Below are 14719 nucleotides of genomic sequence, written 5' to 3'. Positions count from 1 at the left end.
TTAAGGGTCTGAGGCTATGGTCGCGGCAGCATCTTTAAAAGGCTATTATAATGTCGCAGACCCATCGGGACGAACTCTTCGTCTGGTTCGGACTGGGCGAGGAAGCTCGCTCTACCATTGTCGACATGGCCTCCCTCGTGGAGCGCCATATCGATCAAGTGCTTGATGAGTTCTATGAGCTGTGCCTCGCACGCGAGGAAACCAAAGGGTATTTTCCCACCGAACACATTGTTGCCCATGCCAAGGCGGCGCAACGCGCCCATTGGATAAAGCTGTTTTCCGGTCGGTTTGACGAAAGCTATATGGCCTCCGCCGATAAGGTCGGGCGGGTGCATTTTGAGGTCGATCTGCCGTTTCACCTGTTTCTCGGGGGCTATGCCACCGTGGGGGACCGCATTCTGGATGTGGTGCAGTCGCAGAAAAACGGCTGGCGCGGTGCAAAGGCGCGTAACAGTCAGGCGCGCGTGTTGCAGCGGCTGATCCTGTTTGATTGCGAGCGGGTGATTGCGGGTTTTATCAATGCGCAGATGCAGGAGCGTGAAAAGGCGCTCACGATCATGACGCAAGGCATTCAGCGGCTTGAGACAGGCGATCTGACCTCTCAGATGCCGGGCGTCGAAGAGAACGGGCTGCCGGAGCGGTTCGACAATGTGCGCCTGTCCTATAATCACCTGTTGGATCATTGGTCGGGGATTTTGTCCGACGCGACCCGGCGGGCGCATTCGGTGGATGCCAAGATGGCAGAGACCGCGCAGATGACCCGTGATATGGCGCATCGCTCTGGCGAACAGGCCAGCACCTTTAATGAGACCGTGACCTCTGTGAACAGTGTGACCAGCAGCACCCGGCTGACCAGCGAGAAGGTCGCGGATGCGGCCAAGCAGATCGAGGCCAACCGCGTGGTGGCGGAAGAAGGCGGCGCGGTGGTTCGGGATGCGATCCTTGCGGTCGAACGGATCGAGCAATCCTCCAGCCAGATCAATAAGATCGTCGATGTGATCGACGAGATCAGCTTTCAGACCACATTGCTTGCACTCAATGCGGGCGTCGAGGCCGCGCGCGCGGGCGAGGCGGGCAGGGGCTTTGCGGTGGTCGCATCAGAGGTGCGCGCGCTTGCCAGCCGGGCCACGGATGCGGCGGATGACATCAAGAAGCTGATTGCTGGCAGTTCTGATCAGGTGCGGGAAGGGTGCGAGCTGGTGCATCAGACCAGCGAGCGGCTCAATAGTATCTGCGCGAGCGCGGACAGTGTCGCGCGGATCATGCAAGAGGTCGATGGCGTGATTTTTGAACAATCCGGCCAGCTTGAAAACATCAGCGAGCGGATGGAGCGGCTGGACCAATATATCCAAAACAGCGCCGGGCAGGCAGGTACAGTGTCCAGCACCACGGATGCATTGGCGCAGGATTCGGCGGCACTGAAGGCCAGCATGGATGGGTTCCGGACGCGCAGCAATATCGCGTTGCGCGAGGCGGCGCAGGATCAGGAGTATGAGCGTCTGGCCAACCGGCGCTAAGGGCAGGCAACACCTTAGCGCGGCACCCGATGCTATCGCGGCATCGGGTTTTGGTGCCGGTTATAAGGTTTCCAGTCGGTGATCTCCGGGTAGTACTGCTTGCGCCAGCGCCGGACCTTTGGGTTCATCATGCGCCGCCACAGGGGCGGGATCATCGCCGCAATGGACATCACCGGATAGCCGTAGGGCAGTTGCGGGGCGTCCGTCTCGGAATAGTTCTGCAACAGCGGAAACCGCCGGTCGGGTTTGTAGTGATGATCCGAATGGCGCTGCAGATTGATCAGCAGCCAGTTTGAGGCTTTATGCGCGGCGTTCCATGAGTGATGCGGCTTGACGTGTTCATATTTGCCGTCGCCCAGATGTTTGCGCGTAAGCCCATAGTGTTCGATGTAATTGACCAGTTCCAACTGCCAGATCGCAACACTGGCCTGCACCAAAAACAGCAATACGCCGGACACACCGCCAATCAGGAACGCCAAGAGCAGCATCACCGCCTGTAGCCCCCAGTAGCGCAGAAACGGGTTGCTGCGGTGATACCAAGGCAGACCCTTGCGCGTCAGGCGATCCGCCTCGGCACGAAAGGCCGAATGCCAGCATTGCCAAAGCACCCTTGGGTAAAAGCGGTGAAACCCCTCGTTATAGCGCGCTGTCACCGGGTCACGGGGGGTGGCAACATAGCGGTGATGCACCAGCAGATGTTCCGAGCGAAAATGCGAGTAAAGCACCATGGCCAAAAGGATATCTGCCATCCAGCGCTCAAACCGGTTGGTCTGATGCATCAGCTCATGGCTGTAATTGATGCCGATGGTGCCCGACACCACCCCCATGCCAAAGAACACGCCCACTTTTTCAATGCTCCTGAGGTGGTCCGCATCGCTCACATAGGCGATGAGGCCAAAGAGGCAGAGCACCTGCAAGGGCACCCAAGCGGTGGTGAGGCGAATGTACCATTTGAGGTCAGCCTCGGACGATTGCGGGTCGGCGTTCGCAAGCTCCAGCCCCAGAACTCCGTCGAGCGCTGCAAAGAGGTACCAGGTGGCAAGTGGCGGGATCAGCACCCACCAGCTGCCATAGACCGCGCCGATCCAGACCATCGGCAGCAGTGCCAGCGAGAGCCAGAATGGCAGCGCGCGACGCCAATCGCGCAACTGGGCGGCCGGAATGAACTGGGTCATATGTTTCTCCACAGAGCAGGCGCGTCTGACTGAGGAGCTTAATGCTGTTGTGACTGTAGCCCAAGAGGGAAGTCGTTGATTTAACGGTGCAGTAAATCAAAGGCTTTGCGCATGACCGTTGGCAGGTCCGAAGGGCGAAAGTCATGGCGTTTGATGATTTCCTGCCCGTCAGAGAGGTTGAAACCCGCGGGCAGCTCCGCCATGCGCACCTGCAAGATCAGGTGGAAATGGGTGAAGGTATGACGCACCTCTGCGCCGAGATCCTGCCAATTGGCCTCAAAGGGCGGTGCCTCGTTGGGGGCCTCGTTCCAGTCTGAGCCGGGCCAGCCGAGCATACCGCCCAACAGCCCCTTATCGGGGCGCCGCTCCATCAGCCAGTCGCCCTCGTGGTTGCGGGCGATATAGACAAAGCCAAGCCGGGTCGGTTTGGGCTTCTTTGGGGTTTTCTTGGGCAGCTCGGCGGCGGTGCCATTAAGGCGGGCGCGGCAGGGCGTGCGCCACGGGCAGATGCCGCAGGCGGGGGATTTGGGGGTGCAGATGGTGGCACCGAGGTCCATCACCGCCTGCGCATAATCACCGGGGCGCTGGGCGGGGGTCAGATGGGCGGCGTGGTCCTTGAGCACAGGTTTGACACCGGGAAGGGGGGCGTGTTCGTCATGAAGCCGCGCCATCACCCGTTCGACATTGCCATCCAGCACGGTCTCGGGACGGTCAAAGGCAATGGCCGAGATTGCCGCCGCCGTATATGGCCCGATACCGGGGAGCGCGATCAGCCCCTCATAGGTGTCTGGAAACAGGCCGCTCAGGTCATCGGCCACCACGCGGGCACATTTCAGCAAATTGCGGGCGCGGGCGTAATATCCAAGCCCGGCCCATTCAGCCATAACATCGGCATCGGCAGCGGCGGCGAGGTCGCTCACTGTGGGCCAGCGCCGGGTGAAGCGTTCAAAATAGTCTTTGACGGCGGCAACGGTGGTTTGCTGCAGCATCACCTCGCTGAGCCAGATCCGGTAGGGATCGGGCCGCACGCCAGCGGCACGCGCCTCTGGACCAACGCGCCATGGCATTTGGCGGGCGTGTCTGTCATACCATTCCAGCAGATCCTGGCTGAGTATCTCGGGATACACGGCGTGGTCACGCATTCTTTATCCTTTGCCCTATGGTTTGGCTGGTCTCTTGCTTCCGGCCCTTTACAATAGGGCGAACACACACGCAAAACCACCGGCATGGCATATAGGCATTCTTCCACACGCGGTTTTAAACGCACAGGCTCGTTGCTGAACGACCAGATCCGTAAGGCGGGCGAAAGCCGTGGCTTTGCGGTGTCGCGGCTGCTCACCCATTGGGAAGAGATCGTCGGCCCCGAGCTGGCGGCGATGGCGCGGCCGGTCAAGGTCGGCTATGGGCGCGGCGGCTTTGGCGCGACGCTGACGGTGCTGACCACCGGTGCGATGGCCCCGATGCTGGAGATGCAGAAGGCAGCCCTGCGTGAGAAAGTCAACGCAGTTTACGGATATAACGCGATCTCCAAACTGCATATCACGCAGACCGCACCCATTGGTTTTGCGGAAGGCCAGGTTGATTTTCGCTATGCGCCCAAGGTGCGCAAGGCGGCGGAACCCGCGCCGGAGGATGTGGCATCCGCCAAGGAGACAGCCACCGGCGTTGAGAATGACGAATTGCGCGCAGCACTCGAGCGGCTTGGGCGCAATGTACTGACACGACAAAAATCATTGAGAAAGGGGTATAAATGACCCGCATCATGACAGGTATCTGCGCGGCTGTTGCCGTGGCAGCGGGCGTATATGCGATCGACAACTTCACAGGCCGTCAGGGTGACACCAGCCTGCTGGACATTCAGTTGATCGGAAGCGCAAGCGCGCAGGAAAGCGCCGAGGCCGCAGAGGTCGATACCTCCACGATCATCGAGATGGTGCAAGGGGCCGAGGATGCGCCGGTCACTTTGATCGAATACGCTTCTTATACCTGCCCGCATTGCGCGAACTTCCATGAAGGTGCCTATAAAAAGCTGAAGGCAGAATATATCGACACCGGCAAAGTGAAGTTCATCTACCGCGAGGTCTATTTCGACCGCTTTGGTCTGTGGGCGTCGATGGTGGCGCGCTGTGGCGGTGAAGAGAAATTCTTTGGCATCACCGATCGGATCTTTAAGCAGCAGTCCGAGTGGACCCGCGCAGGCGGCCCCGCCGAGATGGTGGATGCGCTGAAGAAAATCGGCCGTGTGGCCGGGATCGACAACGAGCAGTTGGAAGCCTGCATGCAGGATGCCACCAAAGCGCAGACGCTGGTGACATGGTATCAGGAAAACGCCACCAAGGATGAGGTGGAATCGACCCCGTCGTTCATCCTGAATGGCACCAAGGTTTCAAACCAGCCCTATGAAGATCTGAAAGCCCTGATCGACGCAGAGCTTGAAGAGTAAGCCCTCGCGTCAGTGACGTTTAAGCGCGCCGCTTCCTTATGCAGGGGGCGGCGCGATGTCTTTGAGGCGGGCGAGAAATGCCTCATGTTGCGGCACCTGCAAGCGCACGGGCAGGGTGATGACCTTGTGGCGAAAGCTCAGCGGCAGGCGCACCGCATCCTTTTCGGTGGTCACAAGCTGCGCCCCCAAAAGCCGGGATTCCTGTTCCAGCCGGGTGAGGAGTGCAGGCGCGAGCGATTGGTGATCCTCCAGTGCTTCGGCGCGGCGGATGTCTGCGCCAAGGCCGCGCAGGGTGGCAAAGAATTTCTCTGGGTGACCGATACCGGCAAAGGCCAGAACCTTGGTGCCCTGCCATGGCATGCCGGTGGGCAGCGGGGCCACATGGCCGGTGAAATGAGGGATCGTGATCTGCGGCCCCCAAGTGGATTGAAACGCGCCCTGCGCGGCCTCATCGCCCAGCGACAGCACCAGATCGGCGCGGCTGAGGCCGGTGTCGACGGGTTCGCGCAACGGCCCGGCGGGCAGGCAGCGGCCATTGCCAAAGCCACGTTTGGCGTCCACCACGACGATAGAAAAATCCTTGGCCACCGAGGGGTTCTGAAACCCGTCGTCCATCAAAATGACGCTGGCCCCGGCTGCGGCGGCCTGCTCAACCCCCTTGCCACGATCCTTGGCGACCCAGACCTCGCCAAAGGCGGCCATCAGCAGAGGCTCATCGCCAACGTCCTGGGCGCTGTGGCTGCGCGGGTCGACCTGAACCGGGCCCTGAAGCTGACCGCCGTAGCCGCGTGACACCACATGCACCCGGTGCCCGGCAGCGCCCAGTTGTTCCATCAGCCAGATCACGGTGGGGGTTTTGCCGGTGCCACCTGCATTGAGATTGCCGACACAGATCACCGGCACCGATGCCTTGACCGGGGTGCCCTTTTTCAGGCGTGCAGCCGTGCCACGGGCATAAAGCGCGCCGAGCGGCGACAGCAGGCAGGCGCGCAGATCAAAGGCGGCGGGAGGTTTGTTCCAGAACTCAGGCGGGCGCATGATTGATTTCGCTTTGATCCAGCAAATCCTGAATCCGGTCGAGGAGATTGTCTGTCATGACCGCACCTTCTGTTACCACCTGCCAGCCTGCAAGGGCCATCTCTGCCGCGCGGTCCGGTGACGAGAGGCGATAGACCGCATCCGAAAGCTCCTCTTCGCCGTGGATACGCTCTGCTGCGCCGAGGGCTGCAAGCCGCTGATAGGCCTGCGCATGGGCGACCACGCCGGGGCCATGCAGGATCGCAGAGCCAAGCGCTGCGGCATCCAGCGGATTGGTGCCTTGCGCGCCCCGAATGAGGCTGTTGCCCAGAAAACAAAGCGGGCAGAGCCGATACCAAAGGCCAAGGTTCTCGGTCAGGCCAATCGCCACCTGCGTGTGGTCTTCGGGGTCTTCGCCCATGTCCCAATCGGCAAAGGCCAGCCCCTCTTTTTTCAAAAGACTGCGCGCGGCGTCCAGATCCTCAAAGGTTTCAACCGTGAGCACCAAAAGCAGCCGGTGCAGCGAGCGCAGGGCGGTCCGATGCGCTTTGACCACCGCTTGCAACTCCGAGAGGGAGACATGCGCGGCGAGCCAGATCGGGCGGCTGCCGAATTGCTTTTGCATCTGCGTCAGCTCATCGTCGTTGCAGCTGGGCGGGGTGCTGGATTGAAACAGACGCCCGGAGGGGCGGATGCGTTCAGGGGGCACGCCTGCGCGTTTCAGCCGCTCGGACACCTCTGTGCCGGGCACGAGAATCTCGGCAAAACCATTGAGCAGCCGGTGGCGCTGATCCGGCAGCCAGCGCGAGGCACGACCGGGGAGTTCTTCGGCGTCGATATCGCACAAGAGCGCGGGCATGTTGCGTTCGCGGATCTGCCGCATCAACAGACGACGCAGCCGGCCCCCGGCCCAGACGCAGAGATCGGGGGACCAGTTTTCAAGAAAGCTGCGAATGTCATTGGGCTGCTCGACCGTCAGCGGCCCCAGTGCGATGTCGCAGCCGTCGGGCAGCACCGAGGGGCGCATGTCCTCTTCCCATGTGAGCATCATCGACAGATCCGGGCGCATCATCTTGAGCCGGTTGCCCACGTCACACAGGCCCAAGAGCCGCTCTTGGGTGGTCGCATGCGCCCAGACCAACTCACCTTCGGGGCGGGTCAGTCGGGCGGCGTCAGCGATATGTCCACCGCCGGGGCCAAACATCAGGTTTTGCGACCCTTAGACGTGTAGATCAGCCGTGAGAGCAGCGCGCGGTGCATCTTGCGCCCCCCCGCCACAACGCCGTTTTGCAAGGCATCGGGGCGATTGAACGTGAGCGCAGCGCCGCTGCGGTCAGTGGCGAGGCCGCCGGATTCCTGCACGATCAACACCCCTGCGGCGATGTCCCATTCCCACGTGGGGCGCAGGGTGAGCATGGCGTCATAGGTGCCATCCGCAACCCGCGACATGCGATAGGCCAGCGAGGGGCGGTGGCTGCGCTGAAAGGCGGGCGGGGTGCCCGCGTGCCAGTGTTTGGCATCCAATGTCGGCTTGGCGCTCAGGATATGGGCGGTGTCGACGTTTTGCGCGGTGCTGGCCGCGATGGGGACGGCATTGCAGGTCGCGCCCTCGCCTGCGGCGGCGGCAAACAGCAGGTCGCGCTGCGGCAGGTAGACCACTGCGGCGACGGGTTTTCCCGCCTCCACGATGGCCAGCGAATGCGCCCATGTGCGTGAGCCATCCGCAAAGCTGCGGGTGCCATCAATTGGGTCGATCACAAAGACGCGCTCGCAGGATTGGCGCAACGGGTCATTTTCGCTTTCCTCAGAGAGCCAGCCATAGTCGGGGCGTGCACCGCGCAGGTGATCCTCCAGGTAGCTGTTCACCGCAAGGTCGGCCTCGGTTACCGGGCCTGCGCCATCGGGTTTGTCCCATTTCTGCGCCTCGGTGCCGGTGAATTGCCCCGCGATCTCGCCTGCCTTTTGGGCGGCGGTGATGAGGAGGGACAGGTCATTCTCCCGCAAGGGTCATTCCCTCAACAAGGAGCGAGGGCACCACCCGCGACAGATGCCCGCGTGCGTCATTGGCGGGCACCAGCGTTTTCAGCATATCAAGGAGGTTTCCAGCGATGGTGACCTCATTCACAGGATACTGGATTTCGCCGTTCTCCACCCAGAAGCCGGACGCGCCGCGCGAATAATCTCCGGTGTTGGGGTTGATGGTGGAGCCGATCATCGACGTCACCAGCAGCCCGGTGCCCATGTCGCGCAACAGGTCTGCGCGGGTTTTGTCACCCTCAGTCAGCGCAATATTCCAGTTCGACGGCGAGGGCACCGACCCGATGCCGCGCGCGGCGTTGCCGGTGCTGTGCAGGCCCAGCTTGCGGGCGGAGGCAAGATCCATGGTCCAGCCGGTGAGCAAGCCGTTTTCTACAATCGCGCGCTTCTGGGTGGGCAGGCCCTCGCCATCAAAGGGGCGCGAGCCGGATACACGCGGGCGGAAGGGATCCTCAATGACCGAGAGGGTTTCGGGCAGGATCTGCGCGCCCAAGCGATCCTTGAGCCACGAAGAGCCGCGCGCCACCGCCGCGCCATTGGCGGCACCCAGAAGATGGCCGATCAGCGAGGAGGAGATGCGTTCGTCAAAGAGAACCGGATAGGCTCCGGTCTTGGGGCGACGGGCGTTCAGGCGCTCGATCGCGCGGGTGCCTGCGGTGTGACCGATTTCATCGGCACTGCGCAGATCGCTTTGAAAGGTGCGGGTGTCGCCATCATAATCGCGCTCCATCCCGGTGCCGGTGCCCGCGATCCCCACGCAGGAAATCGAGCGGCTGGTGCGGGCGTAGCCGCCGGAAAATCCATTGCTGGCGGCCATATGGATGTCATGACGCCCATAGCCTGCGGCGGCGGATTGGACCTGCGTGATGCCCTCAATGGCGGCGCAGGCAGCCTCGGCGGCGAGGGCGTCCTGTTGCAGCTGGTCGGGGGCAGGCTCGGCGCTTGGGTCGGCCATCTGAAGCGCGGCCAGATCCCAGTTCTGCGCCAGCTGATCGGCATCTGCCAGCCCGGCATAAGGGTCTTCGGGTGCTTCATTGGCCATGGCGACGGCGCGTTCTGCCATGGCGGTCAGCGTCTCGGTGCGGGTATCAGACGAGGAAACCTGCGCCTGTCGTTGCCCGACAAAGACCCGAAGCCCGATGTCGACCCCTTCTGAGCGTTCCGCATGTTCCAACGTGCCGTCGCGCACCTCGATAGAGAGGGAGCTGCCCTCGGCAGCCATGGCATCGGCAGAATCGGCCCCGGCCTTTCGGGCGGCGTCGAGCAGGGCGTGGCAGAGCGTTTCAGGAGTCTGTGTCATGGGCACCTTCGCAAATGGGTGGCATTGCTACAGAGCTAGCCAGACCGCCGCCCTACCGCAAGGCCTGTGCGCCATAAAAACGGGCCGCCCCCGGAAAAGGAGCGGCCCCATCACATACCGGGCGTGGCCCGAAATTGAATATTACTTCAGGCGCTGGCCGTTGGCGAGCACGTGACCTTCGTCGTTCACTTCGATCTTCGAGGTCACGGTGTCGTCACCCGCAGGAACCGTGAACATGCCCATCATCATGCGCGCGCCCATGGCGTCATCCTCGGACACAAGACCCATGCCGATCAGCTTGTCGATCAGGGCGTTTGCGCCGACCAGTTTCAGGTTTGCTTCGCCTTCGGGGGCGGGCATGCCGTCAAAGCTCTCCAGATCGGTGTTGTCGAAGGTGAAGGCGCCGTCACCGGTCAGTTCCGCACCCGCAACGGAGAGCAGGATCTGGTTGATGCTGAGGGAGTTCACCTCACCCGGTGCTTCGTCGCCTTTTTCTACGGCTGCCATTTGTTCCTCGTCCACGAGGTCAAAGAACAGCTTGCCCTTGCCGGAGAGGTCGACAACGAGGTTTGCAGGATCGCGCGGCAGCTCTTCGTTCGGGTCGATCAGACCCCAGAGCATGTCCGGAACCGCAAATTCACGCAGTGACACGCCGAGGGCGAAGTCCTGCTCTTCATCGGATTTGGTCAGCGGCATCGCGAAGTTGGTGCCCATCTCTTTCATGCTGAGAGAGATCGGGAACGGGATGTCGGAGCCCATCATGTTCAGGGTGGTGTCAACCTGCGTCACATCATAGGTCAGCCCCTCCGGGCTCAGGCCGATGTTGAATTCGCCGCCTTTGGAGGAGGTCTGAACCTCAAAGGTGTCGGAGCCGTCCGCGCCTTTGATGTTGGTGTTGCCGGACTCGAAGGTGAATTTGCCGACATAGGCCATGCCCGCCTTGAGCATCGCCGCCACATCAGAGGGATCTTCGACCTGTGGCACGGTCATGTCGCCGGAGAAGTCGAGGCCCTGAAGGGTGCCGTTAAAGGCCGCGTTGTCGCTGCCTTCTGGCTCATTGAACATGAAGTCATAGGCCATGGTGGCGACAGTCATGGACTGGGTGTAGGAGCGGACATCACCGATTTTCATCATGGTGTTGCTGGCCAGATCGGTCATGTTGACGGTGAGGGCCGCAACATCAGCCGGTACCGCTTCGCCTTCGATTTCGAGATCCTTCAGGGTGAGGCCTGCGGTCGCGGCGGAGTAGCTGTACTCCATCTCGGAGGTGTCACCGCTGACAACCATCGGGCTGCCGTCATGGGTGTAGATCAGGCTGCCGGAGATGGCGTCGCCGTCGGCATTGAAGTCAAAGGCCATCGGGTATTCGGCAGGCATCACCATGTTCACGGTGCCATCGCCGTTTTCGATGAATTCCAGCGTGCCCATGGTCATGGAGAAGGCGTCGCCTTCGATGTCCATCGACATGGTGATGTCGGAGACGGTGAGCTTGCCGCTGCTTTCGGTTTCGGATGCGGTGACCTCGTAACCGGTGCTGGACATATAGTCCTTCCAGTCGGACCAGACATCCTGTGCGCTGAGATCAGCGTGCGCGGCCTGAGCAATCAGCAAAATCGGGGCGACAGCACCCATGCCACGAAAAAAAGAAACAGACATAAGAAGAACCTTTCCTAGCGAAGAGTTGGGGCGAACCTCTCCGCTTGTGCGGGCATGGTCAAGGGAGCCAATGACTGGACCGTTCCCCCCAAGTCAGATTAACACATATGAACACGTCGGTTGGGAGACAAGTTATGAAATTCGCGAATAAAACGATCGTCATTTCCGGTGCAAGCCGTGGCATCGGGGCCAGCGCTGCAAGGGAATTCGCGAGTCAGGGGGCCAATGTCGTGCTGTTGGCGCGCAGTACAGAGGCGCTGGAGACGCTTGCGGATGAGATCGGCGAAAAAGCGCTGGCACTGGCCTGCGACGTGGCCGATTACGCGGCAGTCGAGGCCGCATTTCAGCGCGCCAGCACACATTTTGGCAGTCTCGATGTGCTGATTTGCAACGCGGGTATGATTGAACCCATCGCGCGGCTGGAACATGCCGAGCCTGCCGATTGGGCGCAGCTGATCAATGTGAATATCACTGGCGTTTTCAATATGATGCGCGCGGGCCTGCCACATCTGAAGGCCGCAGGCGGTGGCGCGGTTCTGACCATCGGGTCGGGGGCCTCTCAACGCCCGCTCGAAGGCTGGAGCGCCTATTGCACCTCAAAGGCGGGGGCCGCGATGCTGACACAGGCGCTGCACCTTGAAGAGGGCGAAAACGGCATCCGCGTGATGGGGCTGTCACCGGGTACGGTGGCCACGCAGATGCAGCGTGAGATCAAGGTCAGCGGCATCAACCCGGTGAGCCAGCTTGCATGGGAAGATCACATCCCCGCCGAGTGGCCTGCCCGCACGCTTTTGTGGATGCTCAGCGCGGATGCGGATGAATTTATAGGCACCGAGGTGTCCCTGCGCGATGAAAATATCCGCAAACGGGTGGGGCTGATATGATCGAACATCATCAGGATTCGCGGGGGCTGTTGACCTTGCGACTGAACCGTCCGGACAAGGCCAATGCGCTGACGCCCGAGATGCTGGAACAGCTGATCGAGATTGTGCAGGGTGCTCGTGCGGTGCGGGCGCTGATCCTGACGGGCACCGGCAAAGTGTTCAGCGCCGGTGCGGATCTGGATGCGGCAAAGGCGGGGCTTGCGACGTCGCCCCTGTGGGAAGATCTCTCCGCTGCCTTGGCGGGATTGCCGTGCCTGAAGGTTGCCGCGCTCAATGGAACATTGGCGGGAGGGGCAAACGGCATGGCGCTGGCCTGCGATATTCGCATCGCGGTGCCCACGGCCAAGGTGTTTTATCCGGTGATGCAGCTTGGCTATTTGCCGCAGCCCTCTGATGCGGCGCGGATGCGCGCGCTTATTGGCCCTGCCCGCACCAAGATGATCCTGGTGGCGGGCCAGAAAATCACCGCGCAACAGGCCTATGATTTCGGATTGATCGACAGGATCGTCGCGCCGGAGGATCTGATGGCGGAGGCCGAGGCGCTGGTTGGCCCGTCGCTTGCGGCCCAGCCTGATATTGCGCGGGCGATCCTTCGGGCCGCTGCCGGGGACCCTCAGGAGAAATAGAGCTTGAGTTCCGAAAGGTAGCTTTGCCACTCCGCGCGGCGGTGCTGGGTGCGCTCGGGGTCTTTTTGCGCCACCGCATGCACAATGAAGTTCTGCAGCGTCACCAAGGGCGCGGTTGTTTCCAGAAACAGCCCGGTCTTGGTGCGCCCGTGAAAGACATAGTCGGTGTAGTCATAAGCCCAGTTGTTGAACTCATCCGTGATGACCACAACCGTCATGCCGGTTTTCTGGGCGAGGCGGGAAATCTGGATCGCCTCGCGCGCGAAGGGCACAATGTCGACGACGATCAGCACGTCCTGACTGTAGTCATCGCACCCTGCGTCCACCCATTCCACCAGACCGCCGGAGTTTGCTGAAACGAAGTGCACGGAACTGCGCACGATATTGAGCCGTTTTGCAAAATCCTCTGCCACGCCGCTAACGGTCTGAAATCCCGTGACATAGACCCGGCGCGCCTGATCGAGTGTGGCGATCATCCGGGTCCAGTTTTCCGTCTCCATCTGTTGTGCAAGCGCCAGAAGCGACTCCGCCTCTGAGGTCAAAAAGCCGCTGAGAGAGCCTTCTTTCAGGCGCTCGCTGCGCAGGGAGGGTTCCAGCAGGGCGCTGGTCATTTCGGTGCGCAATGCTTCCTTGAGGCCGGAGATTCCCTTGTAGCCGAGTCGCTTGAGAAAGCGGGAGACGGTGATCTCGCTCACGCCCGCTTTGGCCGCGACAGAGGCGCCCGTTTCCAATCCGAGCTGTGCTTCGTTGAGCAACAGGTAGCGGGCAATCTTTGCCTCAGATTTGGTCAGCTCAGGCAATATCTTTTGAATTTTCAAAGACATCGCGCTTTCGGTTCCGGCTTGAGTCTTCTCGTTCAACGGCATCCTCCCTAGATGCACAATGCATCATTTTTAAAAAATGATAGACTTATGTCATTTCGCCTACCATGATCCAGACAGGAATACAGAGTTCGCATCAAAAATCGAACCTAACAAATCTGATCCACAGGGAGATCATCATGAATATGCTAGCCAAATTCGGGTGTGCCGGTGTCATGGCCCTTTCTTTTGCCGGTGCTGTGCAGGCTGAGGGGGCGCTGAACCTTTATAACTGGGGGGATTACATCAACCCCGGTATCCTCAAGAAATTTACCGAAGAAACCGGTATTGAGGTGAACCTCGACACCTATTCCTCCAACGAAGAAATGCTGGCCAAACTGCAGGCCGGCGCGACGGGCTATGACATCGTGTTCCCATCGGTCCACATGCAGGACATCATGTCAAAGCTCGACCTGTTGTTGCAGACCGACATCAACCAGAGCGCGGGATTTGCCAATATCGACCCGCTGTCATTGCGCGCCAAGAGCGACCCGGAGGGGGTGTTCTGTCTGCCTTATGCCTTTGGGACCGTAGGGATTTACTACAAGCCCGAAATCACTGGCGAGATCACCGGCTGGGACGATTTCTTTGCGATCCCCGAAAAAACTGGTGGCCGCATCACCCTGCTCGATGACATGCGCGAAGTGCTGGCGATCGGGCATGTGATGAACGGCACCTCGGTAAACAGTGTCGACCCGGCCGAGATCACCGCGGCGCAGGACTATATTCTAAAGCAGCGCCCGAATGTGTCGGCCTTTACCTATGACGTGCCGGGGCTGATCGCCACGGACGACATCGCCGCAGCACAGTATTTTATCGGCATGCATGTGCTCACCAGCAACATGGAAAATGTAAAATACGTGATCCCGAAAGAGGGCGGTACGCTTTATCAGGAAAACATGTGCGTGCTGAAATCCGCGCCGAATGCCGAAAATGCCAAGGCGTTCATGGAGTTCTACCTGCGCCCGGAGATCGCGGCGATGAATGTGGAACAGCAGTTCAACGGCACGCCCAATATCCCTGCGCGTGATCTGGCCTCGGATTATATCCGCAACAACCCCAACATCACGCTCCCTGACGAGACTTACGAGCGGTTGCAGACCTTTGAGGATCTGGGCCGGGGGCTGCGCCTTTATGACCGCGCGTGGAACACCATCCGCACCGCACAATAATCAGCTTTTGCCTAGGCGGGCGGCGCGCAACG

Annotated in this window: 14 protein-coding genes; 6 read left to right on the top strand and 8 right to left on the bottom strand. The window is 60.8% G+C overall.

Annotated elements, in window-relative coordinates; all coding sequences use genetic code 11:
* The first annotated feature begins 50 nt into the window (after positions 1 to 50).
* Entirely contained in the window at positions 51 to 1517 is a 1467-nt protein-coding gene (locus QNI81_RS12390) for a methyl-accepting chemotaxis protein (RefSeq protein WP_283966682.1), read from the top strand.
* 32 nt (positions 1518 to 1549) lie between these two features.
* Here QNI81_RS12390 and QNI81_RS12385 read toward each other — a convergent pair whose 3' ends face one another.
* Both QNI81_RS12385 and mutY read right to left on the bottom strand, forming a co-directional pair.
* Positions 1550 to 2692: an alkane 1-monooxygenase gene (locus QNI81_RS12385; protein ID WP_283966681.1), complete on the bottom strand. Its 1143-nt coding sequence runs from the start codon at positions 2690 to 2692 to the stop codon at positions 1550 to 1552.
* A gap of 80 nt (positions 2693 to 2772) precedes the next feature.
* A complete protein-coding gene (mutY, locus tag QNI81_RS12380) occupies positions 2773 to 3834 on the bottom strand; it encodes an A/G-specific adenine glycosylase (RefSeq protein ID WP_283966680.1) in 1062 nt (353 codons plus the stop codon).
* 84 nt (positions 3835 to 3918) lie between these two features.
* Between mutY and QNI81_RS12375 the strand changes: the two genes are divergently transcribed.
* Entirely contained in the window at positions 3919 to 4446 is a 528-nt protein-coding gene (locus QNI81_RS12375; RefSeq protein ID WP_009177895.1) for a DUF721 domain-containing protein, read from the top strand.
* Positions 4443 to 5135, top strand: a complete 693-nt coding sequence (locus QNI81_RS12370) for a DsbA family protein (RefSeq protein ID WP_009177747.1) — start codon at positions 4443 to 4445, stop codon at positions 5133 to 5135. Before QNI81_RS12375 ends, QNI81_RS12370 begins: the two co-directional genes overlap by 4 nt.
* 36 nt (positions 5136 to 5171) lie before the next feature.
* On the opposite strand, the gene lpxK is transcribed toward QNI81_RS12370, so the two are convergent.
* The 5 genes from lpxK to QNI81_RS12345 all read right to left on the bottom strand — a co-directional run bounded on the left by lpxK (position 5172) and on the right by QNI81_RS12345 (position 11145).
* Positions 5172 to 6173 carry a tetraacyldisaccharide 4'-kinase gene (lpxK, locus tag QNI81_RS12365; protein ID WP_283966679.1) on the bottom strand — a complete coding sequence of 334 codons (1002 nt, stop codon included), beginning with the start codon at positions 6171 to 6173 and terminating at the stop codon, positions 5172 to 5174.
* Positions 6160 to 7356, bottom strand: a complete 1197-nt coding sequence (locus tag QNI81_RS12360) for a 3-deoxy-D-manno-octulosonic acid transferase (RefSeq protein ID WP_225263557.1) — start codon at positions 7354 to 7356, stop codon at positions 6160 to 6162. The genes lpxK and QNI81_RS12360 overlap by 14 nt, the downstream gene beginning before the upstream one ends.
* Positions 7356 to 8156 (bottom strand): 3'(2'),5'-bisphosphate nucleotidase CysQ, encoded by an 801-nt coding sequence (locus tag QNI81_RS12355; protein WP_283966678.1) that lies wholly within the window; start codon positions 8154 to 8156, stop codon positions 7356 to 7358. The genes QNI81_RS12360 and QNI81_RS12355 overlap by 1 nt, the downstream gene beginning before the upstream one ends.
* A complete protein-coding gene (locus QNI81_RS12350) occupies positions 8143 to 9489 on the bottom strand; it encodes a TldD/PmbA family protein (RefSeq protein ID WP_283966677.1) in 1347 nt (448 codons plus the stop codon). Before QNI81_RS12350 ends, QNI81_RS12355 begins: the two co-directional genes overlap by 14 nt.
* A 141-nt stretch (positions 9490 to 9630) precedes the next feature.
* On the bottom strand, positions 9631 to 11145 hold the full coding sequence (locus QNI81_RS12345; protein ID WP_283966676.1) for a DUF2125 domain-containing protein: 1515 nt from the start codon (positions 11143 to 11145) through the stop codon (positions 9631 to 9633).
* Between the two features lie 134 nt (positions 11146 to 11279).
* On the opposite strand from QNI81_RS12345, the gene QNI81_RS12340 reads away from it, so the two are divergent.
* A complete protein-coding gene (locus QNI81_RS12340) occupies positions 11280 to 12029 on the top strand; it encodes an SDR family oxidoreductase (protein ID WP_065333371.1) in 750 nt (249 codons plus the stop codon).
* Positions 12026 to 12655: an enoyl-CoA hydratase/isomerase family protein gene (locus tag QNI81_RS12335; RefSeq protein ID WP_283966675.1), complete on the top strand. Its 630-nt coding sequence runs from the start codon at positions 12026 to 12028 to the stop codon at positions 12653 to 12655. Before QNI81_RS12340 ends, QNI81_RS12335 begins: the two co-directional genes overlap by 4 nt.
* On the opposite strand, the gene QNI81_RS12330 is transcribed toward QNI81_RS12335, so the two are convergent.
* The gene (locus QNI81_RS12330) at positions 12643 to 13521 is read right to left on the bottom strand and encodes a MurR/RpiR family transcriptional regulator (protein ID WP_283966674.1); all 879 of its coding nucleotides are present in this window, start codon (positions 13519 to 13521) and stop codon (positions 12643 to 12645) included. The genes QNI81_RS12335 and QNI81_RS12330 overlap by 13 nt on opposite strands.
* Before the next feature lie 134 nt (positions 13522 to 13655).
* Between QNI81_RS12330 and QNI81_RS12325 the strand changes: the two genes are divergently transcribed.
* Complete coding sequence (locus QNI81_RS12325) at positions 13656 to 14687, top strand: polyamine ABC transporter substrate-binding protein (RefSeq protein ID WP_283966673.1); 1032 nt, start codon at positions 13656 to 13658, stop codon at positions 14685 to 14687.
* Positions 14688 to 14719: the final 32 nt, after the last annotated feature.

The organism is Tritonibacter sp. AK171 (genome assembly GCF_030127025.1).
Taxonomy (GTDB): Bacteria; Pseudomonadota; Alphaproteobacteria; order Rhodobacterales; family Rhodobacteraceae; genus Epibacterium; species Epibacterium mobile.
The sequence above is the reverse complement of the archived record's forward strand: the minus strand, read 5'-3'. Positions and strand labels throughout refer to the sequence as shown.